Source organism: Marinobacter sp. C1S70, assembly GCF_000475355.1.
Taxonomy (GTDB): Bacteria; Pseudomonadota; Gammaproteobacteria; order Pseudomonadales; family Oleiphilaceae; genus Marinobacter; species Marinobacter nauticus.
Window position 1 is genome coordinate 13,831 of the sequence record NZ_AXBW01000060.1, and the last position, 20,781, is coordinate 34,611.

At 55.9% G+C, this 20,781-nt stretch carries 29 protein-coding genes and 1 pseudogene; 10 read left to right on the forward strand and 20 right to left on the reverse strand.

The genetic code is table 11. The features are described from left to right. Positions 1-2 precede the first annotated feature (2 nt). From Q669_RS14360 to Q669_RS14375, 4 genes are all read right to left on the reverse strand, one after another. The gene (locus Q669_RS14360; RefSeq protein ID WP_022992812.1) at positions 3-389 is read right to left on the reverse strand and encodes a DUF2750 domain-containing protein; all 387 of its coding nucleotides are present in this window, start codon (positions 387-389) and stop codon (positions 3-5) included. Between the two features lie 36 nt (positions 390-425). After that, positions 426-1,064: an SDR family oxidoreductase gene (locus Q669_RS14365; protein ID WP_022992813.1), complete on the reverse strand. Its 639-nt coding sequence runs from the start codon at positions 1,062-1,064 to the stop codon at positions 426-428. 68 nt (positions 1,065-1,132) lie between these two features. Beyond that, positions 1,133-1,465 carry a ribbon-helix-helix domain-containing protein gene (locus Q669_RS14370; protein ID WP_011786387.1) on the reverse strand — a complete coding sequence of 111 codons (333 nt, stop codon included), beginning with the start codon at positions 1,463-1,465 and terminating at the stop codon, positions 1,133-1,135. Between the two features lie 54 nt (positions 1,466-1,519). Next, positions 1,520-2,101, reverse strand: coding sequence for a DJ-1/PfpI family protein (locus Q669_RS14375; protein ID WP_014422317.1), 582 nt, complete (start codon positions 2,099-2,101; stop codon positions 1,520-1,522). Between the two features lie 159 nt (positions 2,102-2,260). On the opposite strand from Q669_RS14375, the gene Q669_RS14380 reads away from it, so the two are divergent. Then, on the forward strand, positions 2,261-2,929 hold the full coding sequence (locus tag Q669_RS14380) for a glutathione S-transferase family protein (RefSeq protein WP_011786389.1): 669 nt from the start codon (positions 2,261-2,263) through the stop codon (positions 2,927-2,929). A gap of 24 nt (positions 2,930-2,953) precedes the next feature. Here Q669_RS14380 and Q669_RS14385 read toward each other — a convergent pair whose 3' ends face one another. From Q669_RS14385 to Q669_RS14400, 4 genes are all read right to left on the reverse strand, one after another. Further along, a complete protein-coding gene (locus Q669_RS14385) occupies positions 2,954-3,409 on the reverse strand; it encodes a GatB/YqeY domain-containing protein (protein WP_011786390.1) in 456 nt (151 codons plus the stop codon). Between the two features lie 83 nt (positions 3,410-3,492). Then, positions 3,493-4,230, reverse strand: a complete 738-nt coding sequence (locus Q669_RS14390; protein WP_022992815.1) for a ZIP family metal transporter — start codon at positions 4,228-4,230, stop codon at positions 3,493-3,495. A 26-nt stretch (positions 4,231-4,256) separates the two neighbouring features. After that, positions 4,257-4,712 (reverse strand): DUF4112 domain-containing protein, encoded by a 456-nt coding sequence (locus Q669_RS14395; protein WP_022992816.1) that lies wholly within the window; start codon positions 4,710-4,712, stop codon positions 4,257-4,259. Between the two features lie 51 nt (positions 4,713-4,763). Then, positions 4,764-6,191, reverse strand: coding sequence for a PLP-dependent aminotransferase family protein (locus Q669_RS14400; RefSeq protein WP_036149823.1), 1,428 nt, complete (start codon positions 6,189-6,191; stop codon positions 4,764-4,766). A 188-nt stretch (positions 6,192-6,379) separates the two neighbouring features. Between Q669_RS14400 and Q669_RS14405 the strand changes: the two genes are divergently transcribed. Beyond that, on the forward strand, positions 6,380-6,895 hold the full coding sequence (locus Q669_RS14405; RefSeq protein ID WP_022992818.1) for a pyridoxamine 5'-phosphate oxidase family protein: 516 nt from the start codon (positions 6,380-6,382) through the stop codon (positions 6,893-6,895). Positions 6,896-6,969: 74 nt separating this feature from the next. After that, positions 6,970-7,422, forward strand: coding sequence for an MgtC/SapB family protein (locus tag Q669_RS14410; protein WP_011786395.1), 453 nt, complete (start codon positions 6,970-6,972; stop codon positions 7,420-7,422). Between the two features lie 108 nt (positions 7,423-7,530). Here the strand turns inward: Q669_RS14410 and Q669_RS14415 are convergent, their stop codons facing one another. From Q669_RS14415 to Q669_RS14440, 7 genes are all read right to left on the reverse strand, one after another. Continuing rightward, positions 7,531-8,601: an AI-2E family transporter gene (locus Q669_RS14415; protein ID WP_022992819.1), complete on the reverse strand. Its 1,071-nt coding sequence runs from the start codon at positions 8,599-8,601 to the stop codon at positions 7,531-7,533. A gap of 153 nt (positions 8,602-8,754) precedes the next feature. After that, positions 8,755-8,916, reverse strand: a complete 162-nt coding sequence (locus Q669_RS19745; protein ID WP_022992820.1) for a hypothetical protein — start codon at positions 8,914-8,916, stop codon at positions 8,755-8,757. 100 nt (positions 8,917-9,016) lie between these two features. Continuing rightward, the gene (locus tag Q669_RS14420) at positions 9,017-9,892 is read right to left on the reverse strand and encodes a bifunctional transcriptional activator/DNA repair enzyme AdaA (protein WP_022992821.1); all 876 of its coding nucleotides are present in this window, start codon (positions 9,890-9,892) and stop codon (positions 9,017-9,019) included. Positions 9,893-10,041: 149 nt separating this feature from the next. Beyond that, positions 10,042-10,470, reverse strand: coding sequence for a hypothetical protein (locus tag Q669_RS14425; RefSeq protein WP_022992822.1), 429 nt, complete (start codon positions 10,468-10,470; stop codon positions 10,042-10,044). Between the two features lie 22 nt (positions 10,471-10,492). Next, positions 10,493-11,431 carry a DUF4124 domain-containing protein gene (locus Q669_RS14430; RefSeq protein WP_022992823.1) on the reverse strand — a complete coding sequence of 313 codons (939 nt, stop codon included), beginning with the start codon at positions 11,429-11,431 and terminating at the stop codon, positions 10,493-10,495. Positions 11,432-11,537: 106 nt separating this feature from the next. Beyond that, positions 11,538-13,295, reverse strand: a complete 1,758-nt coding sequence (locus Q669_RS14435; RefSeq protein WP_022992824.1) for a DEAD/DEAH box helicase — start codon at positions 13,293-13,295, stop codon at positions 11,538-11,540. A gap of 62 nt (positions 13,296-13,357) precedes the next feature. After that, the gene (locus tag Q669_RS14440; RefSeq protein ID WP_022992825.1) at positions 13,358-14,233 is read right to left on the reverse strand and encodes a metal-dependent hydrolase; all 876 of its coding nucleotides are present in this window, start codon (positions 14,231-14,233) and stop codon (positions 13,358-13,360) included. A 181-nt stretch (positions 14,234-14,414) separates the two neighbouring features. On the opposite strand from Q669_RS14440, the gene Q669_RS14445 reads away from it, so the two are divergent. Continuing rightward, positions 14,415-14,693, forward strand: coding sequence for a YebG family protein (locus Q669_RS14445; protein WP_022992826.1), 279 nt, complete (start codon positions 14,415-14,417; stop codon positions 14,691-14,693). Positions 14,694-14,766: 73 nt separating this feature from the next. Here Q669_RS14445 and Q669_RS14450 read toward each other — a convergent pair whose 3' ends face one another. Together Q669_RS14450 and Q669_RS14455 are read right to left on the reverse strand one after the other, a co-directional pair. Beyond that, entirely contained in the window at positions 14,767-15,159 is a 393-nt protein-coding gene (locus tag Q669_RS14450; protein ID WP_022992827.1) for a hypothetical protein, read from the reverse strand. A 16-nt stretch (positions 15,160-15,175) separates the two neighbouring features. Beyond that, positions 15,176-16,531 (reverse strand): hypothetical protein, encoded by a 1,356-nt coding sequence (locus Q669_RS14455; RefSeq protein WP_022992828.1) that lies wholly within the window; start codon positions 16,529-16,531, stop codon positions 15,176-15,178. A gap of 142 nt (positions 16,532-16,673) precedes the next feature. Here Q669_RS14455 and Q669_RS14460 point away from each other — a divergent pair, with 142 nt between their 5' ends. Then, positions 16,674-17,285: a DUF938 domain-containing protein gene (locus Q669_RS14460; RefSeq protein WP_022992829.1), complete on the forward strand. Its 612-nt coding sequence runs from the start codon at positions 16,674-16,676 to the stop codon at positions 17,283-17,285. Positions 17,286-17,333: 48 nt separating this feature from the next. Here Q669_RS14460 and Q669_RS14465 read toward each other — a convergent pair whose 3' ends face one another. Together Q669_RS14465 and Q669_RS14470 are read right to left on the reverse strand one after the other, a co-directional pair. After that, a complete protein-coding gene (locus tag Q669_RS14465; RefSeq protein WP_022992830.1) occupies positions 17,334-17,672 on the reverse strand; it encodes a thioredoxin family protein in 339 nt (112 codons plus the stop codon). Next, entirely contained in the window at positions 17,672-18,304 is a 633-nt protein-coding gene (locus Q669_RS14470; RefSeq protein WP_022992831.1) for a DUF1294 domain-containing protein, read from the reverse strand. The genes Q669_RS14465 and Q669_RS14470 overlap by 1 nt, the downstream gene beginning before the upstream one ends. A 114-nt stretch (positions 18,305-18,418) precedes the next feature. Here Q669_RS14470 and Q669_RS14475 point away from each other — a divergent pair, with 114 nt between their 5' ends. The 5 genes from Q669_RS14475 (at position 18,419) to Q669_RS14495 (ending at position 20,531) form a co-directional block, all read left to right on the forward strand. Beyond that, positions 18,419-18,763, forward strand: a complete 345-nt coding sequence (locus tag Q669_RS14475; protein ID WP_022992832.1) for a PBPRA1643 family SWIM/SEC-C metal-binding motif protein — start codon at positions 18,419-18,421, stop codon at positions 18,761-18,763. 28 nt (positions 18,764-18,791) lie between these two features. After that, on the forward strand, positions 18,792-19,226 hold the full coding sequence (locus tag Q669_RS14480) for a DUF3010 family protein (RefSeq protein ID WP_022992833.1): 435 nt from the start codon (positions 18,792-18,794) through the stop codon (positions 19,224-19,226). Positions 19,227-19,295: 69 nt separating this feature from the next. Next, positions 19,296-19,619 carry a type II toxin-antitoxin system RelE/ParE family toxin gene (locus tag Q669_RS14485; RefSeq protein ID WP_022992834.1) on the forward strand — a complete coding sequence of 108 codons (324 nt, stop codon included), beginning with the start codon at positions 19,296-19,298 and terminating at the stop codon, positions 19,617-19,619. Then, the gene (locus Q669_RS14490; RefSeq protein ID WP_022992835.1) at positions 19,616-19,909 is read left to right on the forward strand and encodes a helix-turn-helix domain-containing protein; all 294 of its coding nucleotides are present in this window, start codon (positions 19,616-19,618) and stop codon (positions 19,907-19,909) included. Before Q669_RS14485 ends, Q669_RS14490 begins: the two co-directional genes overlap by 4 nt. A 64-nt stretch (positions 19,910-19,973) precedes the next feature. Continuing rightward, a complete protein-coding gene (locus Q669_RS14495; protein ID WP_022992836.1) occupies positions 19,974-20,531 on the forward strand; it encodes a nucleoside 2-deoxyribosyltransferase in 558 nt (185 codons plus the stop codon). Positions 20,532-20,585: 54 nt separating this feature from the next. On the opposite strand, the pseudogene Q669_RS19910 reads toward Q669_RS14495, so the two are convergent. Then, a pseudogene (locus tag Q669_RS19910) lies at positions 20,586-20,781 on the reverse strand (hypothetical protein); the annotation flags it as partial.

Below are 20,781 nucleotides of genomic sequence, written 5' to 3' on the forward strand. Positions count from 1 at the left end.
GATCAGAAAGATCCCGACAACACTTCCTGAAGATCCTGCTTCAGCTCTTCCGGCTGCGTTATCCATAGCTCACTGTCGGCGCCCGGAAAAACACCCACCTCAAGCCCGTCACGGCTTAACCCGGGCACCCACTTCTTGAAGAAGTCCGGCAATGAAATCGCCTTCGGGCTCAGGTCACCCGAAGGCCCTGCGTAATCCGCCGCGAAGTCCTCACCGGGCCACACGGGGAGATACCCGACGCCATCTTCCTCCGAGACAATTTTGAGAAACTGGTTATCGCCATTGACCAGTATCCAGAGCTCACGCTCTTCCACCACAGCATCCAGAAAATAGTCATAGCGTTCTTCGCCATCCATTTCCAGAATCGAGGCTAACGGGTTATCGCTCATTGCGGCTCTCTTGTTGATCATGCCGGCGGATGCGGCTTACAGGTTCGCCAGCGCATCACGCACCGGCACATCTCCAGACACTACATCAAAAACGCAATTGCCGGTATTGTCAGAATCCAGCACAGCCAACAGAACCCGGGCAACGTCCTGGCGAGGAATCTCTCCGAACGCGTCCAGTCGCTCGCTGACAGACACCTTACCGTTGCCATCGTCATTGGTAAGTCGGCCAGGGCGCACAATGGTGTAATTCAGACCACTGCTTTTCAGGTGTTCATCGGCATTACGCTTGGCACGCAGGTAATGCTGAAGCTTTTCAGGGCCTTTTTCGGGCTCTTCAGCTCGCATACTGCTGACCATGATGAAACGTTTGATGCCCATGGCCCTGGCGGTATCCACGAGGCGAATCGCGCCATCCTGGTCCACATCTACCGTCTTGTCCGGACCAGTATGGGGGCCGGACCCGGCCGTAAAGACAACGGCGTCACAGCCCCGCATCGCTTCGCTGCAATCCTGCTCCAGGTCGCCAATCACCGTTTCCGTGGCACCGAGCTGCTGCAACTCCGGCCCCTGGTCTGCGTGGCGAACCAGTGCTCGTGCCTCATGCTTGCTATCCGCGATTTCCTGTAATAGAAAACGCCCGATCTGCCCGTTGGCTCCGGCAATGAATACATGCATGGGGTGCCTCCCCTGTCTGTTGTGTGAAATGAACCTACCCTACTAGCTGCGCCCGGACGGCGGATAATTCAAGGGACCGACGCGACCCGGGACTGGGCCTTACCCGATGAATGAGCCGTTATCAGGGGAACGGGACGGGCTTCGCGCTGCGCCAGATAGCGTGTGCAGCTTACACGGAGAAAGGAGGCGAAGTTCTCTACTTCACCTCTCAGTTCCATCACCTCTTCGTGGAGTTTGGTGATGAGCTGATTGGTGGTCATGCCGTCCACTTCGGCAATCTCCCGGAGAATATCCCAGAACTGGTTCTCAAGCCGAAGCGTTGTGACCACCCCCCGGATACGGAGAGAACGGGACCGACTTTCAAACAGGATCGGGTCGGCTTTCACATAGAGTTCACACATGGAGTCGGTCTCCTGTGATAACGGCAGCCTCCAGCGGAGGCTGCCGGGTTAAGACTAGATCGAGATCTCAGCACCAAGCAGTTTAGCAAACGCTGACAGCCATGCCGGATGGGCAGGCCAGGCCGGAGCCGTCACCAGGTTGCCCTGAACGTGAGCCTGATCGACCGGAATGTCCATGTAACGACCACCCGCCATTTTCACATCGGGCCCACAGGCAGGATAGGCACTGCACTCGCGCCCCTCCAGCACACCAGCGGCCGCCAGGATCTGGGCGCCATGACAAACCGACGCAATGGGTTTGCCCGCGTTGTTGAACGCCTGCACGATCTCAATCACCCGCTCATTCAGGCGCAGGTACTCCGGGCCCCGACCACCGGGAATCACCAGCCCAGCATAGTCATCAACCTGAACCTTATCGAAATCGTAATTGAGCGCGAAGTTATGACCCGGCTTTTCGGTGTAAGTCTGGTCACCTTCAAAATCATGGATGGCGGTTTTCACGCTGTCGCCGGATTTCTTTTCCGGGCAAACCGCGTGTACTTCGTAGCCCAGCATGGTCAGTGCCTGGAACGGCACCATGGTCTCGTAGTCTTCGGTGAAATCGCCGGCCAGCAGCAACAGTTTTTTATTCGACATGTTCATTCCTCCCTGTTTGATCAACAATGCATATCCATCATGCGCCACTTTCAACAGGGATAGGTAACAGCGGAATACTACATTTCGAGTGAACCAATCAGCCTTTTTCAGCCTACTGTACTACCCTGACCACTTATAAAACGGGAACGGAGCTTCCGAATGATCACAGTTCACCACCTCAATAATTCACGTTCACAACGCATTCTCTGGATGCTGGAAGAACTGGGCGTACCCTACGAGATCCAGCGCTATGAGCGCGACCCTGAAACCATGCTGGCACCAGCCAGTCTCAAGAAGGTGCACCCCCTCGGAAAGTCCCCGGTCATCACCGACGGAGATCTGGTGGTTGCCGAATCCGGTGCCATCATCGAATATCTGGCGCACACCTATGGTAAAGACACCATGCTGCCCGAAGCCGGAGGCCAGCAGTGGCTGGATTACACCTACTGGATGCACTATGCCGAGGGCTCGCTGATGCCACCGCTGGTCATGCGCCTGGTGTTTGAAAAAGTGAAGACCAGCCCAATGCCGTTCTTTATCAAGCCGATCGCCAAAGGAATTTCGGACAAAACCAACCAGATTTTTATCGGCCCGATGATCAAGACCCACCTGGACTTCGTGGAGTCACAACTGGCCAAAAACACCTGGTTTCTTGGGGAACAGCTGAGTGCGGCGGATATTCAGATGAGCTTTCCTCTGGAGGCATCCGTCGCAAGGGGCATCGTTGGTAACGACAGGCCAAACATCAAGGCCTGGGTAGCGCGGGTGCATGCGCGCCCCGCGTACCAGAGAGCACTGGAGAAAGGTGGAGACTACGACTTCGCCTGACCAGGCCGTGGTCCCAGCGCTGGCTTAACCCGCCAGCGCAGCTCGAACTTTCTTGCTCAGGTGCCCCATATCCACCCGGCCGAGCACCTGAGGCTTGAGTTCATTCATCACGTTTCCCATGTCCTGCATACCGGAGGCTCCCGTCGCGTTAATGGTTTCGCGGATAAGCGCATCCAGATCGTCCTCAGACAGCGCGGCAGGCATAAACTCCTCGATGATCACCATCTCCGAGCGCTCTTTGTCTGCCAGTTCGCCCCGGCCTGCGTCATCATATTGTGCAGCGGCGTCCCGGCGCTGTTTCAACATCTTGTCCAGCACCTTCAGAACATCGTCATCAGTGAGCTCCCGGCGCTCGTCGACCTCAATCTGCTTCACCGCAGCCTGAGCCATACGCAGCGTCACCAGGCGGTCTTTGTCCTTGCTCCGCATTGCGTCCTTGACTGCGCTGGAAAGTTTTTCCTTAAGTGATGTATCCGCCACGGTTAGTCTCCTGTTCTGGGATAATAAAAAAGTAAACAACGCATGAAGGGCAGAATGATAGCCAAACTACGCCGGAACGTCCCCTATCCGGATAACGCCACCTCTCCCATCACCCCAAGCAGAAAGCCTGCAAGCGCACCCAATGGTGGCGCCCAGTGTTTTTTCAGGCGTACCTGAGGCGCTATGTCCTGGAAAATGATGTAGAGAATACCGCCTGCCGCAAACAGCATGATGCCGGATACCAGACTCGGGGCATCCGACAGCAGAAAGTAGCCAAGGGCACCGGCCACCGGCCCAAGCAACGCCATCAGCGCCAGGGCACCCACAATCTTCAATCCTCGATAATGGGTTGCGTCCACCAGTTCCCGATAGGAGTTAAAGCCCTCCGGAATATTCTGCAACGCAATGATGCCCGCCAGCAGAATTCCGCCCTCACTGGACACCGAAAAAGTGGCGCCGAGGGCCATGGCTTCCGGCACAAAATCCGAAAGCATGGCCACCAACTGACTCGCCGGCGTGCCGTTGGCAGCCAGCCATCGATCCAGAAGCATAAAGCTGATACCGCCTCCGGAAAAACAGACAACGATACCCACCATGGGCAAGTTAGCCATCCCTTCTGGCACCAGTACCAGCGCAACCGCCGCCAGCAGCGCGCCACCACCAAACGCGATCACACTGTGCCGCACCTCGGTTTCCAGCCAGCGCGGGTGAATACGCTCCACCGATGCCAGTGCTGCGCCCACAGGCATTGCAAGACCGGCCATCAATGTCAGTAGTAGTATCTGCATAAGGCCATTGGCCTGAAGTGCGTCCAGCATCATGCTCTATCCATAGTCAGTTCGGGTGTTCAAAGAATGAGCGACAAACCACCGGTTATCACGGCAAACAGAATCGACAACCCAATCAGCGTTCCCCAGGGGAACGGCGGTGGCGGTGGTTCAATCGCCAATTCCTTCTCAAGATAGTTTCTCAGCAGTCTGGTATTGCGAGTATTCGCCTTATACACGGCATCAAAGGCATCTCCCACCACCGGCAACAGGCCACCCAGAAAATCGATGACCATATTTCTGAGCATTCTTAACTTCACAGCCTTGCTGGCGCCCGCCCGTTGCGCTTCTACCAGCACATAGCCCGACAGGATCAGGCCAGCCATATCACCAACCACCGGTAACAGCCCGATGATGGCCTCTATGCCAATCCGGAACCTGGTAAATGGAAGGCCGATGCTGCTGTCCATCAGACGACTGAACCGGTCAAGACGATTCAGAATGGCGCGCTGTCTCGCCTCGGATGGTGTTGTCATGCTGCTTCCCTTTGCTATTCCGACGGATTTTGAGTCAATTACAAGCTGCGGTTACATTCGGGTTAACGCGCTTCTGAGGATGCTGACGCAATCCTCCATTTCCCGCTCACCGGCACTGGCAAACCCCATGACCAGACCGGATGATGCGGTATCTCCGATGTAGTGCGCACTCAATGGCGTGCTGCCAAAGCCTTGTTTTCTCAGCCATCCACTCAAGGCTGAGTCATCAAACCGGCCTTCAAGCACAAGATGCATACCCGCACTCTCGGCCACCGGGTGCACCAGATCCCCGAGTTTCCTCTGCACCGCGTCCTGGAAGTACTGCCACTTGTCCCGATACAACTGACGCATCCGGCGAACGTGTCGAACGAACTGGCCACTCTCCATAAACTCGGCAATAGTGGCCTGTATCAGCAAGGGCGTTTCGCCACCACTGACCTGTTTGGCCCAGAGCACCGGCTCCACTACTTCCTCCGGAAGAACAACATATCCCACTCTTAATGCCGGCAGCAGCGTTTTGCTGAAACTTCCCACGTAAAGTACCGGCGCATTGTCGAACATACCCTGCACCGCCGCAAACGGCTTGTTGAAGAAATGAAACTCGCTGTCATAGTCGTCTTCCACTATCCAGCAATCGTTCTGCCGAGCCCACTGCACCAGGGCCATCCGTTGGGAGAGGTCCAGAATCCCCCCCATGGGATATTGATGGGTGGGGGTGCAGAACAGCAACCTGGCCGAGCCCAGATGTGGCAAAGCGGTCACATCAAGAACCTGATTTTTCAGGGGAATGGGCACCAACGGGTTGCCAAGGCGCCCCAGCGCGTTGCGGGCACCTCGATAGCCCGGATTCTCGCAAAGGACACGATCGCCGGGGCTCAGAAACACATCCGCCAGCAACGACAAAGCCTGCTGCGCACCATTGGTGATCACTATCTGATCGGCATGGCAACGCACGCCACGCGACGTTCGGAGGTAGTCCGCAATGGCCGTCCGCAGCGGCAGGTAGCCCTGAGTACTGTCATAACCGCGAAGCCCCCGCCGGCTTTCCTGATGGTGCAGCACGCGGTTCCAGGCGTTGACGGGAAAGGCATCGAGATCCGGCAGGCCGGGCTGAAATGGCAGGCAGGCATCTTCCGCTCTGCGGGGAGTCCCACGCACCCTGTCTGGCAGTGAAGGCAGTCGGAAACTCCCGCCAGAGGGTATTTGCAATTTTTTTCCAGCCGGTTCGATAGCCGACCCGATATCCTCGTGAACGAATACTCCCCTACCTGCCTGGCTCTGAAGGAAGCCTTCTGCTTTCAACTGATCGTAGACCGCATTCACTGTGTTCCGACTGACGCCAAGATCCTCCGCCATCTGGCGACTGGACGGCAACCGGTGTCCCGGAGGATAACGTTGAGCCAGAATTCGATCAGCCAACTGTCGATAGAGCTGAAGCTGCAGAGGTTGGTCAGCATCAAACCGAATATCATCAATCACAACCACTGGTCCTATAAAAAAACACAATCTGGGTCTTTTGAGGGTATCAGAAGTGACGTGAAATAGAACGCAACTGTCCAACCTACAACTTTGAGGACCAGCGAATGAATCAGCCAGATACTCAACTAGCCTCACCTCTCACGTCCTGCCCAAGGAGCACCGTGAGGCGGGCCACCAAAAGAGCGTCGGTGGACCGCCAGGTTGCCTATACGCTGATTGACCGACTCAAAACCGCGCACCTGGGCTTTGTGGAGGACGGCGAGCCCCGAATCATCCCGATTACCGCCTGGCGAATGGATGACCACCTGTACGTTCACACCCTCAATGGAGGCCGGTTGTCAAAACGCCTCGGCTCGGGCCAACTCCTTTGCATCTCGTTTGCCGTCACCAATGAATGGGTTTTGACCAAGTCTGCGTACCACCACAGCGCCAACTACGAATCTCTGGTGTTGTTCGGCCGCGCCCAACTCGTAGAGGACACTGCAGAATTCGACGCCGCATTCCGGGCCATCATCAACCAGATTGAGCCAGGGCGTTGGGAGCAGGTACGGGCACCGAACCAGAAGGAGCGCCAGGCAACCGCGCTGTTCCGGATACCGATTGAGGAAGGCTCATTCAAGAGCCGGACCGGTGGCCCCAACGAAGATCCCGAGGATATGGAATTGCCAATATGGCACGGAACCGTGTCGGCAGTAACCTCATAAAAGGACGATCCCGGCCTTACCTGCTAATCTGCGTGAGCAGATACAAACAAAACTGAAAGACCAGGAGACGATCTGTGCTGGAAAGCGAAATCCCCTTAATGGACATGGTCATTCGACTGCTTATGGCGGCTGGCCTGGCACTGGTGCTTGGGCTTGAACGTGAACTACGAGGGAAGCCAGCGGGACTGCGATCGCACATGCTCGTCTCCGTGGGGGCATCCGCATTCATCATGATGGGCATGCACATTTTGCTCGCCACGGCGGAAGGCGACCCTTCCGCCCGAATTGACCCCACACGCATTGTCGAAGGCGTGATTGGCGGCATTGGCTTTCTGGGCGCCGGCAGCATCATCCAGAGCCGCGGCAATGTTCAGGGCATTACCACGGGAGCCTCCATCTGGGTATCCGGCGCCATTGGTGTAGCCTGCGGCCTTGGCACCCTGGCGCTTGCCAGCATGGTGACGGTGCTTTCACTGATTATCGTGGTCGTGCTTGGCCGATTCGAGCGAGAAGTCATCAAGGATTGAAGCTGTGGTCACACCCGAATCATTTACCCAACAGCTCCCCTACCGGACGAAAGTTCACCACATGATCGCACACGGATTTTGCGATCATGAGAATGGGCGTAGCCACAATCAAGCCCACTGGCCCCCACAACCAACCCCAGAACAACAACCCGATAAAATGGCGACGGCATTCAAACTGGAGACGTAACTCGTCAGCCACGGCATCAGCAGATTCCCCTGAATACTGGTGATGACCAGCGATGTAAGCGCAACAATCACGGCAGTATTGAGCTCGCCGAACTGCAGGAATGCGGCCACCCCAGAGCCTACCAGAACCAGGAAAGGCCCCAGATACGGCACGCCACTGGCAATTCCAGCCACCACGCCCCACAGAGCCGCTTGCTCAACCCCCAATAGCAGGAATGCCAGCCAGGTGAGAATGCCGACAAAAAGCGCACTGATGACCATGACAAAGAGGAACCGACGTACCTGGTGATGCAGCTCGTTCATAATTCGCGCCGCCTTGCGCATACGCCGAAACGTCGGGCCTGATATTCTAACGATCTTGCGCCGGTATAGCTTGCCGACGGAAAGCAGGAAAAACACCAGTAGAAGCACAGAAAACATCTGGGAAATAAGAACTATTGTGGCCGGCGAATTGCGGATGACATAGTCGCGAACGTCCATCGGCTCATCCACCACCCGTACGGGTGTCACGCCGGCCTGAACAGCCGGTTTCCCCTCGCGGTTCTCGGCGGTTTCCTCAATCTGCTTGGCGGCAATCTGCGCTTTTTCCATGATGCTTTCTTCATCCTCGGACGTAGACGCATCTTCACGCTGAAGCTCCTTGATGGCCTGGGGGATCTTGTCCAGCATGGCCATGGCTTCCTGCTTGAGCGGCACACTTGCCGCCGCCAGAATCGCTATCAGTGTGCAAAGAACCAGAGCTGCACCCAATGGACGGGGTATGTGAATCCGATCCAGTGTTGCCACCAGCGGATCCAGGGCGTAACTGATCAGAACTGCGACCACAAGCGGCAGCAGAACAGGCTGGGCCCAGTCGATAAAATACAGGGAGGCGATGCTGGTCAGCACAATCAACGACATGCTGCGGATATTGATGGCTTCAATCAGGGCCGTTGTTGAGTCCTGTTCGCCAGAACCCGACCCGACACCCGGGCTTTCCTCGTTGTGACTCATAACCGCAGCTATGCCTCATATCACATCCATGATTCAGAAGATTGTAGCTTGCCTGCTGTCGGCTAGTGGTTACGATATTTTATGACGTGGTTCGACCGATATGAGTGGCACATAAAGAAAAAGGCAGCCGAAGCTACCTTGTTTGAAAATCTCTTAATTACTCTTCAGATTAATCTGCTTCGGGCCAGCCGAGGTCAACTGCGAACTTTTACCTTTAGCCACATACTCAACGCGCCCACCGGACTTTAAAAAGGCAGCCGTCTGCTCTTCAATCTCTGCAGACGTTAAAACAACTTTGACGACTTTCTTGCTCATGAGATTTCCCCGATTGGATATCGGCCTGTTCGCCAATATCAAAGCAACAGTGTAGCTGAAACAGGAAATAATTGCCGGGGGAGTGCTTCAGGGTCGTTTATTAACGCACAAGACTCCTCCGCTCAGCCTCCAACAACGCCCGCTTTCGCTCCAATCCCCATCGATAACCGCCAAGCCCGCCATCGCCTCGCAATACACGATGGCAGGGAATCAACACACCAATCCGGTTCTTGCCACAAGCGGAGGCCACAGCCCGAACTGCCCTGGGCTTGTCGATCCTCGCGGCCACCTCGCTGTAGCTCAGGACATCGCCCTCGCGGATACTCAACAGAAACTGCCAGACTTTTACCTGAAACGCGGTGCCTCGCATATCCAACGGCAAATCCGGCCGTGGGGCTCCCGCACTGATATGCTGATCCAGGGCTTCCATCCAGGCATCAAGTTCCGGGGCGTTCCGGGCTGGTGAGGCGGTCAGCTCAGCCTTAGGAAATTCCGACCTCAGTCGGCCAACCAGCGACGCTTCATCGTCACCAAATTCCACAAAGCAAACACCCCTCTCCGTGGCCGCCATCATCATCAGCCCCAGTGCGGTGGTTCGGCCGGCATAGACGATGACTTCACCCGCACCACCGGCCCGATAGGCCCTGGGCGGCATACCGATGCTACGGTTCGCTTCACCGTAGACACGACTGACCGAACCAAACCCGGAGGCGAATATCGCGTCCGTCACTTTACTCCCGTCTTTCAGGGATTGCTTGAAGCGCCGCATGCGGACGGCATCCTGATAGGCTTTTGGAGAGACACCAAACGCCGCCTTGAACTGCTTCTGTAAACGGGACGGTGACAGAGCGGCCACCTTCGCCAGGCTCGAGAGCGTGAGTGCTTCATCGGCGTGCATCTCGATGTGCTGTGCCACCCTGACCAGCCTGGCCACCCGTGCACTTTCCCCTGCCGCAGAGTCGCCGACGCCTGTCATCCAATCGCTATCCTGTTCCGGGGAGCGGGACATCTCATCACCCTTTTAATCATGGTCGTAGCGATGAGTAAAACCGACTTCGCCAATGGTTTCCATCCGATTGTTGCCGCCATTGGTTTTCGGTTCTGCCCCCCTGACAAAGGCACGCCCTAGCTCGATTCGGTTTGACACACTCCCAAAGCCTGCGCCTTCACGTACTCACAAAACGCCTCGACATCCGGGTTGTGGAATTCGTCCGAGATAAACTCGCTGGGAATCAGCCCCTCATCCCAGCGCGTTGCCACCAGTGTCACCTCAGGGGTGGCGTCATCGTCTGAATAAATGCGGACCACTGCCGTGGTTTGATGAATGTACAGGTCCCGGAGTGGTCGGCTGCAACGTAGGCTGTCCGCAGGCTGATCGGCATGACACTGATACCCCGAGCCGGTGAAGAAATCGCGGGCAACCGACAACAGCTCCCCTGCTTCCTGCCCGGCAGACGAGGATAGATGAATGGAACGGGGCACGTCCCCGATCACGTTGGTGCAACCCGACAGCGCAAGTACTCCGGCAATCACCAATGATTTGAAAACCTTCACAACAACGCCCCCGCCTAAAGTGTCAGAACGCAAACCGCACCGAGCCCTCACCCTGGGCATGCAGCCAGCGTCGCCAGTCCAGGCCCAGCATGTTGACCCCGCCGATGTAGTTGTCGTCTACCAGGTAATACGAGAGTGTGCGGTCACCTCGGTTGAAGTTATGCATCAGCCGCACCAGAAAACTGCGGCGCGTGGGCTTGGCAAGCAGGAAATAGACAAACTGGCCAGCCTGGGCACGCACGCTGCCGCTACCAGACATATCGGAGTGTCGCCACTTATTGCTGGGCAGTTTCAGGAATTGGTCGATGCCGGTTAACCGCCCCTGCTCACGGGCTTTAGCGACAATCCATCGGTTTTCCGGGTGGCTCTCGAAATACAAGCCGGAATCATCCCGTTCCAGCATCTCCATCTGCTCGGCAAGCCCCTCGTTCAACCAGGCGGGAGCATAGGGGACGATGGAATTTACAACCGCATGACTGACCTCATGCTTGATGGTTCTGAAGGTGCGTTCCCTGTCCTCCTGAATATACACCACGATCTGATGCTCAGATGGCATGTACAAACCGTAGGATGCAACCAGCCAGCCCCTGTCCCGTTGAATCAGGTAGTTCCGGTAACTGACCATATCCTTGAAAATCAGAATATTAACGGGAACCGTCCGGTACATATCGAAAGACAGCACGTGGTCGTAAAACTCGTAAACATGGTTCACGCCATCGACAATCTGCTGGTTTTCCTCGGCAGTCAGCTCCAGATCAACCGTTTCAATGCGGATTTCAAAACGCGACCATTCGGAGGCCCTGGGCTTCACGTCAACCACTTCCTGTTTAACGCTATGGTCCTGGCGGTCGCTGAAGTGCACCTTGCCGTGCTCATCTACCCATTTGTAGATCTTTGCATGCCCTGCCGTCGCTACAAGTAGTAGCAGCACGAGCACTGTGGTTTGAAAGGTAGCCAACATGATCCGAGTAGACACCGCTTAAAAGCTGACAGATGATTATATCCGAATCATACAGGGCGATAGACCAGATGGCATCCAATGCGCCACCCGAGCATCGTTTAGCCAGTCAATACGCCTTACGATACTGCCCCTGATAATCAAAAACCCGCTCCTGCACCTGCCAGTAGTGCTTCTGCTTGCGAGCAATCACGAAATCCGGCGCGGGTAACAGCACCTGCATCTCCAGCACCTCATTTGCCCGGGCAAAGACTTTCGGAGCCTGGCCATTGGCAAACCGTCGGCCAAACAGCTTGTTGAACACGGCGCGCTGGGCGGGCTTGCTGAAATCGAAAGACTCCCGGAGTTCCTCCCCGTCTTCTCCGTGGTAGGTAATCCGAAGTTTTTGGCCTTCTCCCGCCAGAGAAATGCCGGCGCATCGGATGACCATGGCATCCTTAAGCTTCAGGGCATCCCGCAGTTGATCATCCGGGTCGATAATCGCCTGGTGGCAGTGCCCGCAGTTGCGGGCAGCGATGTCGTTCTCACCACCACAATGTGGACATTCCTTGAACCGGAACCGGTAGTCGCATTGCTGTGGCCGCCCAGCGTCATCTTCTATGGATTCCAGCAGGCCCTGGCACCGGCGGCCATAATGCTCAACGACACGACCGTCGCTGTCGGTTTTGCCCCAGAAGATGTTGGCAAAACCGCAGCCCGGGCAGAACACCTGCACCGGTTCACTGTCAGGATTGGGCTTCGGCTCCCCAACTTCCGGATGATGCAGGTTGACATGGTTGCCCGCGTAATCAATCACCAGGCAATCCCATTTCCCCTCATCCAACCGCAAGCCTCGGCCGACGATCTGCTGATACAGGCTCACCGACTGGGTAGGCCGCAAAATGGCAATAAAATCCACATGCGGTGCATCAAAGCCGGTCGTCAGCACTGACACATTCACCAGATACTTCAACTGCCGTTGCTTGAAGCACTGGATCAGCTGGTCCCGATCTCGCAGATCAGTGACACCGGTCACCAGGGCGGTTTCCTGCTCGGGCAAATACCCGGCAATTTCCTGCGCGTGCTGCACTGTCGCCGCGAAAATCATCACCCCCTGGCGCTCGGCCGCCATCTCCATCACCTGTTCGATGATGGCACGTGTCACCCGCTGATGTTTGCTCAACAACTGGTTGACGTCTTTCTCGGCGTATTCGCCAAAACGGTCCTGCGTCAGCGTGGAGAAATCGTATTGGGCCACGGCGGCGTTGACCAATTCAGGCCGGGTGAGATAGCCACGGTTGATCATGTAGCTCAGGGGCAGTTCGTAGATGCAGTGCCGGAAAGGCTTGTCCTGTTCGTCATCAGAACCACGAAAAAAACCCCGGTAGTGGTAACGATAGATCCATCCCATGGCCAGGCGGTAGGGAGTGGCGGTGAGCCCAAGCACCTTCAGGGAGTCATTCTGCTGCCGTAAAAGCTCAATGATCCGCTGGTACTGGCTGGTTTCCTCGCCACTCACCCGGTGGCACTCATCGATAATAACCAGCGAGTATTCATCCCGGAACTGGTCCAGATTCGCCGCCACCGACTGCACACTGGCAAAGGTCACCTGATGGTGCTTCTCCTTGCGTTTCAGCCCGGCCGCAAAGATCCCCCCCGACAGACCATAACTCTGGTACTTGGCGTGATTCTGCTCCACCAGTTCCTTCACATGGGTCAGGACCAGAATCTTTCGGCGCGCAAGACGAGCCAACTCGGCAATCACCAGGCTCTTGCCGGCACCGGTCGGCAGCACAATGACCGCAGATTCATCCGATTTACGGAAGTGGTTCAGCGTGGCGTCGACGGCTTCCTGCTGGTAAGGCCGAAGCTGGAAAGGAGCATTCATGTTGCCGGACTTAGATCATCAACCCAGTGAAAAGTCCGACATGGTAGCAAATGCGGTGACCCTCAAGCCGCCTTTTTCATCACCGGCGCCAGCCACTTCCGTTTGGCTTTCTCCACCAGATCACGGGCATCGTGATTCCAGGGATGAAAACCGGGGCTGTAGTACTTGAAGTAAGAGGGCAGGAGTTTGCGGAATACACCTGGCTTGCCCCACATGTAATTGAGACCGTTCGCCCAGGATTTCAGGTTGAACAACTGGCCGTCTTCTTTCATCAGTTGAATCAGGTGAATGCCGCTAGAGACCGGGAACAGCACGCTAACCACCATCATCTCGGTCAACCGGACAAACTCGCTGCCTCCGATTGTCTTGTATACGTCGAAAGCCACCGCCTTGTGCTCGGATTCCTCAATCGCATGCCAGGCCCAGATGGGAGCCATACGCGGGTCCATCTCTTCCAAAGCGTCATATTTCAGGAGGAATTCCTCTGCCATCAGTGCCGTGAAATGCTCCACCGCCACCGTATGGGCCAATTGGCGCTCCGGACTCAGGCGCTTGCGCAGCACATTCATCAGCCACAGCACCTCGCGCTCAAGGCGTTTGAGGTTGATGCCGCGCCCCTGCATATATCCGTTCAGGGCCTCGTGTTCCTTCGAGTGGTGCGCCTCCTGGCCGATGAACGCTCGCACCGCCGCCTTTAGCTCCGGGTCTGTAATCTCTTTCTGATAATGGCGCACGGAGTCAATAAAGAACCGCTCACCAGGCGGGAAACTTGCAGACAGGGCCGCCAGCAACAGCGTTTTGGCAGGATCACTATCCCACCAGTACTTGGGCACGTCTTCCGCCAGGTCAAAATCCGGCTGACGAACTTCGGGAAGGGACGCCCTGGTTTTGGGAGACGGCGTGGGTTGAGTACCGGTTATGGCTGTTCTGGCGTTCATTTCAGGACTCCGGAGCTGATGTCTGACAATCCATCATACGGGGGCCGGGTCCGGCGCTGGAACAGCAAAAGAGGACAGGATGACGCAGCAAAATACTGTATAAATATACACTACCCGTGATAAGCTGCGATTTCATTAACGGTCTTACCAACCATCATTACCCCGGAGGCGATGGCATACCATGGGCGTAAAAGCACTCTACTATTCGGAGAGGGACGGACTGGACATGGCACTGAAAAACCCGGACAAAATGTTGTTTTCGTCCAAAGCAGAAGCCGATGCCCGAGACAAGGTTCTGGAACTGTCCGAAGAGATTACCACCTTCCTGCAACGTAAGGTCGGCGGCCTGTCTGAAGAACTGGCAGAACAGTGCGCCCTGGCCATTGCGGAAGAAAAAGAATTGTTCACCAAGGCACTGAAAAAGCCGGAACTGCTGAACGAAACCGTCGAGGCCGAGTAACCCCCGCCCTTGGTCAGAGATGTTGAACGCCCTGGCCGTGAAGGTGGCCATGGGCGATCATGCTCGAAGACACTTAGTCAGGCTCATGATCCTGAATATCGAAGTGCCGTGATCGCACGGAACTCACCTCCACATGAATGTGGCGGCTGTTCAGGCCAAAATCGGACACCGCTTGCCTCACGGCATTCCGGATTTCAGCAAAGGCCCGGGCCTCGTCTTCCGGTAGCACCATCAGCATGACGGCGAACACGGACTCCTTGTGAACCTCGCCATCGTATTCGCCTTTGAAGGCATGGCCATCTTCAGCCCAGTAACCGGCGAGCCAGGAACTATCCTCCCCTCCCATCACCGTCGCCCCGCCAAACTTCCGGGAAAGCTCCCGGGCGATCTGCTCACTCGCCCGAGGGATCTGTCCCGGTTCTGCTGACAGAATTACAAGAAAACGAATTCTTTCACTGCCCGACATGGCAAACTCCTTTTCATCAACGCTTGGCGAGATAGATGTAGAACGAGATCAGCACAAGAATGGTCGTCGACAGCGCAATGGAACCATCCGGCTGGAGCCACTCAAACACATCCAGCACTCCGGGAATATCATCACGGTCCAGGCTCCGGGAAGCAGTCGTCAACGAAATAAACAGATCAATAACGGCAACGCCACCGATACCGGCAAGAATCAATTCAACCGAACGATCAAGCTGGCTTTTTCGTGCCTCCAGCAGGCGGGAGATCTTGGAGCGAATCAAGCTCGTGCGCTCCAGGGAACCCTCAATCAGCTCGCCGAGGTTCCAGGCCGCATACGCAGCTCTGACCACCTTGGCTCGCTCAGCCTGAACCCCGATGATGGCCTCATTGAATTCAAGGCGAGTGAATTCCAGATGGTCCAAGGTCTTCGTAATGTCGGCCATCAGCCGATGCAAATCTTTACTGCGGTGTCGCGAGCCCGCAAAGTCGTTAAGCTCCGAATAACTGGACTTCAGGATACCGCCGTATATCGACAACACGGCATTGTAAAGCTGGCAGACGGACAGGCCGCGCAGCCAGTTGTCCGCCTGAGCCTCGGCATCGTCCGCAACCGCCAGGATGTTGCCCGAGCCCACAAACTGTCTGGCCTCCAACAAAGCCTCCGTTGATCCGGTATACGACGCCCAAAGTCGCAGACTGTCTCCAAGCGGACCGTTCAGGGTGCTCGGAGGCGTCACCACGTATCGCCCTGTCCACAGCACATAGGTGTCTGGCGCTTCCGGCGAATCGAACGAAACATCCCGAAACACCGTAAGCTTCTTCGGATCTCGAAGGTACGAGACCGCGCCGGAGGCTTTGTATCGCCTGCTCTTGCGGAATCCGAGTGCGTACTGGTGAAACGCCGGGTATACCGCGTGCTCATAGACCCGTTTGGCCAGATTGGAAAGCGCGCCGTCCAGGCTATGCCCTCGGAGCAGATCACCAAGGCCTGATTCGCTGGTTTCAAAGGCCACATCCAGCTGGAGCAAGGCGACTGTGTCATCGTAAAGGTACAAACGACAGCACTCGATCGCACCTCCGTTGTTGACCAATAGTTGGCTGATATCAGAAGGCAAAGACACGTCACCCATCGCAACCGAGTAACATGCGAAGGGTTGGAAGAACGCTGGCAGGTTATCGTGCTCAAGCGTCCCGTAGCCATTGGCCCACGGCCATTCAAAGCTACTGAGGGTGTCGGTTTCAGCTAACAGATTGACCAATCCGCCGGCACTGGAGCCAGCCTCCGCCATCTGTTTCAGGGTATCCGCAGCGCGACGCTCGCTGTCTGCACTAATGGGCGATCGCACAGGCGACAGCGTTCGCACTTTTAGCATGTTGGATTTCCTATGGTCTTTTTCAGAGATTCGTCAGACATAAAACGTCCCGTAGTTTACCCTTGAATGCCACGCTTTGGTAAAACCAGTCATCGCCGACCACGCAACATGCTGTGTGCCACCTTGAAGAAGGAGAGCTCAAATGAACACCCCCTTGCCTTACTCCCAGGCTTGCGAAAACAACAAAGCCCCCATTCTGGAAAAACTGCGTGACGTCTTTACGGCACCAGGTACCGTCCTGGAAATAGGAACCGGCACCGGCCAGCACGCCGAGCACTTCGCTGCGGCTCTGCCACACCTGAAATGGCAGCCCACCGACCACCCCAGAGCGGCGCACCTGGCCGTTGCCCGACTGCAACAGGCCACCTTGCCCAACGTCCTCCCAATCCTTGAGCTGGACGTAAACCAAATGCCATGGCCTGTGTCCGCCTGTCGATGGGCATTCTCAGCAAACACAGCTCACATCATGGCCTGGGAGGAAGTTGAAAAGATGTTTCAAGGTGTCGGCGCCTGCCTTCAAAAAGACGGTGCGTTCTGCCTGTACGGACCGTTCAAGCATAAGGGCGGGTACACCAGCGAGAGCAACAAGGCGTTTGATCAGTCGCTGAAATCCCAAGCACCCCACATGGGCATCCGAGATATTGAAGCCCTGTCTGAGCTGGCCGAGGCCGTTGGCCTGCAACTCCGGGACGATTTTGCAATGCCCGCCAATAATGAACTGCTGGTGTTTGTTAGGGGCATCTGCGAGCCGTAGCCAATCCGCACAGCGAGATTTGGGTCCTGCCACGAGTACAGAGAGGGCTCAGCACTCGATCAAAAGCCCATATGGCCGTTCCAGAGCTACCCGCACCTCGCCGATTGAAAACACCCTGGCGAATTCCGCAAATCGCTGCCCCTCAAACCATAACTGCACCACCGGCAGCGAGAAAATACCCTGAGCCGCACACAGCGCACCGGCTGATGCCTGGCAATCAATGTAGGCAGTAACCAGCTTCGGGAATTGTTCACTGGAAAGGCGCTCCAGTTGGGGCTTGATAGCCTGGCAGACGCCACAACTTGCCCCGCCATATAGCAGCAGCACCGCAGGGTTGGACTGCAGCAATGTTGAGAGCTCGTCGTCCGAGCAGACGTTTTGCATCATCAAAACCTTAGAAGCATAACCGGCCTGATCTCCAGGGCCTGCCTGACGAACTCGGCGCCCGGCCACAGTAACAACCAGCAAAGCACTGCGAGATTGAGGACGACATTGAACCAGAAAGACACCTGGTACGAGGTCTTTCGGGTTTTATGACGAAAGAATTGCTGGCCCACCAGTGCCCCCGGCCAACCGCACAGGAGTTCAAACAGATGCAACCGCCCCTCAGGGACACGCCTCTTGCCGCTCTCAGCTGCCCCCTTGTCGACGGCATACATCAAGAAGGTCACTACACTCATTACGCCATAGGCCGCCGGCAACAGCACTGGCACATAACCCTGAACGTACAACACAGAAACCGCCCCTGCGACTGCAGCGGCAATCAACAGAGCAAACCAAACGCCCGTGGCGACCGCTACGCTGTGTCTCGCCACGCCAGCGTACTGGAAACTGGACGCCCTCAGCCGCCCCTTCTCATCTTTTGTCTGTGCGTAGACCACCTTGCGGCTGGCCGAGGGCCTGCCCCGGCCCTGATAGGCGCTGATGTGGGCAAACAGACGCTCGCCACCTTTCTCTGGCGTGATAAAACCGAAACCCTTGGCGTCGTTCCATGAGGTGAGTAAGCCTTTTTGATTCACGTGGTGCTTCCTTGATTAGTCTTTTCCGATTTTCCCTATATCACTGTTTCCGCAAGCGTGCTAAAAGATTGCGCCCGGCCGTCGCCTGGGTATTCTCTCCTTCAGGATATCAGCATGTCAGATAAATTTTTCTATAAAGGTCGGCAAGATGCCCGCCAGCACCACACGGCTTACGGCGGCTTTCAGACAAACGCCAGCCAAAAGAGCGGCAGCAAGAAGTACCCACTAACGCTGGTGGTTACCAGTGAAGCACGCAGGAAAGAAGTTGAGGCCCAGGTGGCCGCGGCGAAGCTTCACGCAACCATCTCCGTTGATAACCGCGAAGGCGCCGTTGAATCCGTCAACGAGCTCACGGCTATCCTGAATAAAACGGGAACAGTCACCACAGCAAAATCTCCCTCCCGCAACGACGCCTGCACTTGCGGTAGCGGACTCAAATTCAAGAAATGCTGCGGCTGAGAGTAACCGGGGCATAGGGGGCATTATTATGATTGTATGCGGAGTAGAACTGACCGGCAGCGATGCGGTGGTGTGTATGCTGAATATGGACCGGGGCCAATTCAACCTGCCCGACTGCAAAGTACGCAAACTGTCGCTACCGAAAAACCACAGCCGGGACGACCTGAAAACGTTTCAGGCCACCTTTGCGGAGTTGATGGCCGAATACGGAGTGGCCACGGTCGCGATAAAAGAGCGGATGCAAAAAGGCAAGTTTGCCGGTGGCGCCATCAGCTTCAAAATGGAAGCCGCCATCCAGTTGATTGCCGACTCTGAGCTGAACGTGACCCTGGTGCCTCCGGCCCTGATCAAATCCACCCTGGCGTCCAACCCCGTGCCCATCAGCTTTGCCGACACAGGCCTGAAAGTCTTCCAGGAAAATGCTTTTATTACCGCCTATGTGGCACAGCTTCAGGCTCGTTGAGGCGGCTATCAAGATAGTGTTCAAGCTCAGAGTTATCGTATATGATAACAAAAAGGCAAAGGAGCACCCATGGATTGGGAGATTGAATTCTACGACTCAGTAGGCGAAGAGTTGGCTAAGATGCCGCCAAAGATTCAGGCCAGAATGATTCGGCTGATGGAATTGATGGAGAAGCACGGGGCCAACCTTGGAGAGCCGCACACAAAGTCTTTAGGTGGTGAGCTGTTTGAAATCCGAGCAAAAGCCAAAGAAGGAATAGGTAGAGGAATCTTCTGCTACATGCAGGGCAAACGGATCATCATCCTGCACGTGTTTGTAAAAAAGGATCAAAAGATACCGAAGAAAGACCTAGAGCTCGCGAAAGAGCGTTTAAAGGAGGTCAAAAAATCATGAATTTCAAACAGTTCAGACAAAAGGCACTCGAAAATCCGGAAGTTCACCAGGAGTACGATGCCCTCCAGGAAGAATTCAGCCTGATCGACCAGTTGATCGCAATGAGGACTAAAGCAGGCCTTACTCAGGAAGACGTTGCGAAAAAGCTCGGAACCAACAAAAGCAACATCTCGAGGCTTGAGAGAGGCCGTAGCAACCCAAGCTGGGGAACGCTCAACAAATACGCAGCAGCCTGTGGCTTTCGGGTAAAACTGGAAGCAATTGAATACGACCCAGCCTCTCAGCATTGATCGCCAGTCCAATACGGTTTGGATTTGGGCAATTGCCAGGACTGAAGCAGGAAACGACTTCGCCATGACAAAACCCAAACGCATCTACCTGGCCGGCCCGGAAGTGTTTTTCCCACACGAAGAACACAACGCCATCGTAGCCGAGAAAAAGCGCCTGCTGCGCGAAGCCGGCTATGAAGGCATAGACCCACTGGACACCGCCCTGACGTTTTCCGACCAGGAAGCGAAACCGGCGCGCGGCCACCGGATCTACCAGGCCAACCGCGAACTGATGGACAGTTGCGACGCCGTCATTGCCAACCTCACCCCCTTCCGAGGCATCAGTGCGGACCCGGGCACGGTGTTCGAAGTCGGCTACATTATCGGCCAGGGCAAAGCAGCTTTCGGATTCACAATGGACCACAGACACTACCGTGAACGCGCGGGCTCAGCCGACCGGGATGAACTGGGCCACAGCATTGAAGACTTCGAGATGAGCGACAACCTGATGATTGAGGGAGGCATCAGAGAGTCCGGTGGCCAGCTACTGGTTGCAGAACAGCCAGGCGAACACCGGTTTTTCTCGGCTGAATTGTTCCGCCGTTGTGTTCAGGCGCTGATAGACTACTCCAACTCCAGGTAATACTCACTCGCTACCGCCAAGTTCTGCCTGAGTAATCTGATATATTTCCGGACTCTAGGCTTCCCAAAACGCTGCAAGCTCAACCACCTTAAAGCCGTGGCAGTCCCTCTCCGGCATATCACTGGGCAAGTTCGGGGCCGCCCCCTGCTCCAGCAAGGCGCGATAGAGCTGTTCCGCTCCTTGTGCGGTCGAAGTAAGCGCAGCCGGTAGAATATCTATTGTCGATAGCCTAGTGTCCCTTAACAAAAGT

What these genes read in the sequence shown, in the direction of transcription:
- Q669_RS14360 (WP_022992812.1), bottom strand. Translation starts at nt 389, where the DNA reads ATGAGCGATAACCCGTTAGCCTCGATTCTGGAAATGGATGGCGAAGAA.
- Q669_RS14365 (WP_022992813.1), bottom strand. Translation starts at nt 1,064, where the DNA reads ATGCATGTATTCATTGCCGGAGCCAACGGGCAGATCGGGCGTTTTCTA.
- Q669_RS14370 (WP_011786387.1), bottom strand. Translation starts at nt 1,465, where the DNA reads ATGTGTGAACTCTATGTGAAAGCCGACCCGATCCTGTTTGAAAGTCGG.
- Q669_RS14375 (WP_014422317.1), bottom strand. Translation starts at nt 2,101, where the DNA reads ATGTCGAATAAAAAACTGTTGCTGCTGGCCGGCGATTTCACCGAAGAC.
- Q669_RS14380 (WP_011786389.1), top strand. Translation starts at nt 2,261, where the DNA reads ATGATCACAGTTCACCACCTCAATAATTCACGTTCACAACGCATTCTC.
- Q669_RS14390 (WP_022992815.1), bottom strand. Translation starts at nt 4,230, where the DNA reads ATGATGCTGGACGCACTTCAGGCCAATGGCCTTATGCAGATACTACTA.
- Q669_RS14395 (WP_022992816.1), bottom strand. Translation starts at nt 4,712, where the DNA reads ATGACAACACCATCCGAGGCGAGACAGCGCGCCATTCTGAATCGTCTT.
- Q669_RS14415 (WP_022992819.1), bottom strand. Translation starts at nt 8,601, where the DNA reads ATGAGTCACAACGAGGAAAGCCCGGGTGTCGGGTCGGGTTCTGGCGAA.
- Q669_RS19745 (WP_022992820.1), bottom strand. Translation starts at nt 8,916, where the DNA reads ATGAGCAAGAAAGTCGTCAAAGTTGTTTTAACGTCTGCAGAGATTGAA.
- Q669_RS14420 (WP_022992821.1), bottom strand. Translation starts at nt 9,892, where the DNA reads ATGACAGGCGTCGGCGACTCTGCGGCAGGGGAAAGTGCACGGGTGGCC.
- Q669_RS14430 (WP_022992823.1), bottom strand. Translation starts at nt 11,431, where the DNA reads ATGTTGGCTACCTTTCAAACCACAGTGCTCGTGCTGCTACTACTTGTA.
- Q669_RS14435 (WP_022992824.1), bottom strand. Translation starts at nt 13,295, where the DNA reads ATGAATGCTCCTTTCCAGCTTCGGCCTTACCAGCAGGAAGCCGTCGAC.
- Q669_RS14440 (WP_022992825.1), bottom strand. Translation starts at nt 14,233, where the DNA reads ATGAACGCCAGAACAGCCATAACCGGTACTCAACCCACGCCGTCTCCC.
- Q669_RS14445 (WP_022992826.1), top strand. Translation starts at nt 14,415, where the DNA reads ATGGGCGTAAAAGCACTCTACTATTCGGAGAGGGACGGACTGGACATG.
- Q669_RS14450 (WP_022992827.1), bottom strand. Translation starts at nt 15,159, where the DNA reads ATGTCGGGCAGTGAAAGAATTCGTTTTCTTGTAATTCTGTCAGCAGAA.
- Q669_RS14455 (WP_022992828.1), bottom strand. Translation starts at nt 16,531, where the DNA reads ATGCTAAAAGTGCGAACGCTGTCGCCTGTGCGATCGCCCATTAGTGCA.
- Q669_RS14460 (WP_022992829.1), top strand. Translation starts at nt 16,674, where the DNA reads ATGAACACCCCCTTGCCTTACTCCCAGGCTTGCGAAAACAACAAAGCC.
- Q669_RS14465 (WP_022992830.1), bottom strand. Translation starts at nt 17,672, where the DNA reads ATGATGCAAAACGTCTGCTCGGACGACGAGCTCTCAACATTGCTGCAG.
- Q669_RS14475 (WP_022992832.1), top strand. Translation starts at nt 18,419, where the DNA reads ATGTCAGATAAATTTTTCTATAAAGGTCGGCAAGATGCCCGCCAGCAC.
- Q669_RS14480 (WP_022992833.1), top strand. Translation starts at nt 18,792, where the DNA reads ATGATTGTATGCGGAGTAGAACTGACCGGCAGCGATGCGGTGGTGTGT.
- Q669_RS14485 (WP_022992834.1), top strand. Translation starts at nt 19,296, where the DNA reads ATGGATTGGGAGATTGAATTCTACGACTCAGTAGGCGAAGAGTTGGCT.
- Q669_RS14490 (WP_022992835.1), top strand. Translation starts at nt 19,616, where the DNA reads ATGAATTTCAAACAGTTCAGACAAAAGGCACTCGAAAATCCGGAAGTT.
- Q669_RS14495 (WP_022992836.1), top strand. Translation starts at nt 19,974, where the DNA reads ATGACAAAACCCAAACGCATCTACCTGGCCGGCCCGGAAGTGTTTTTC.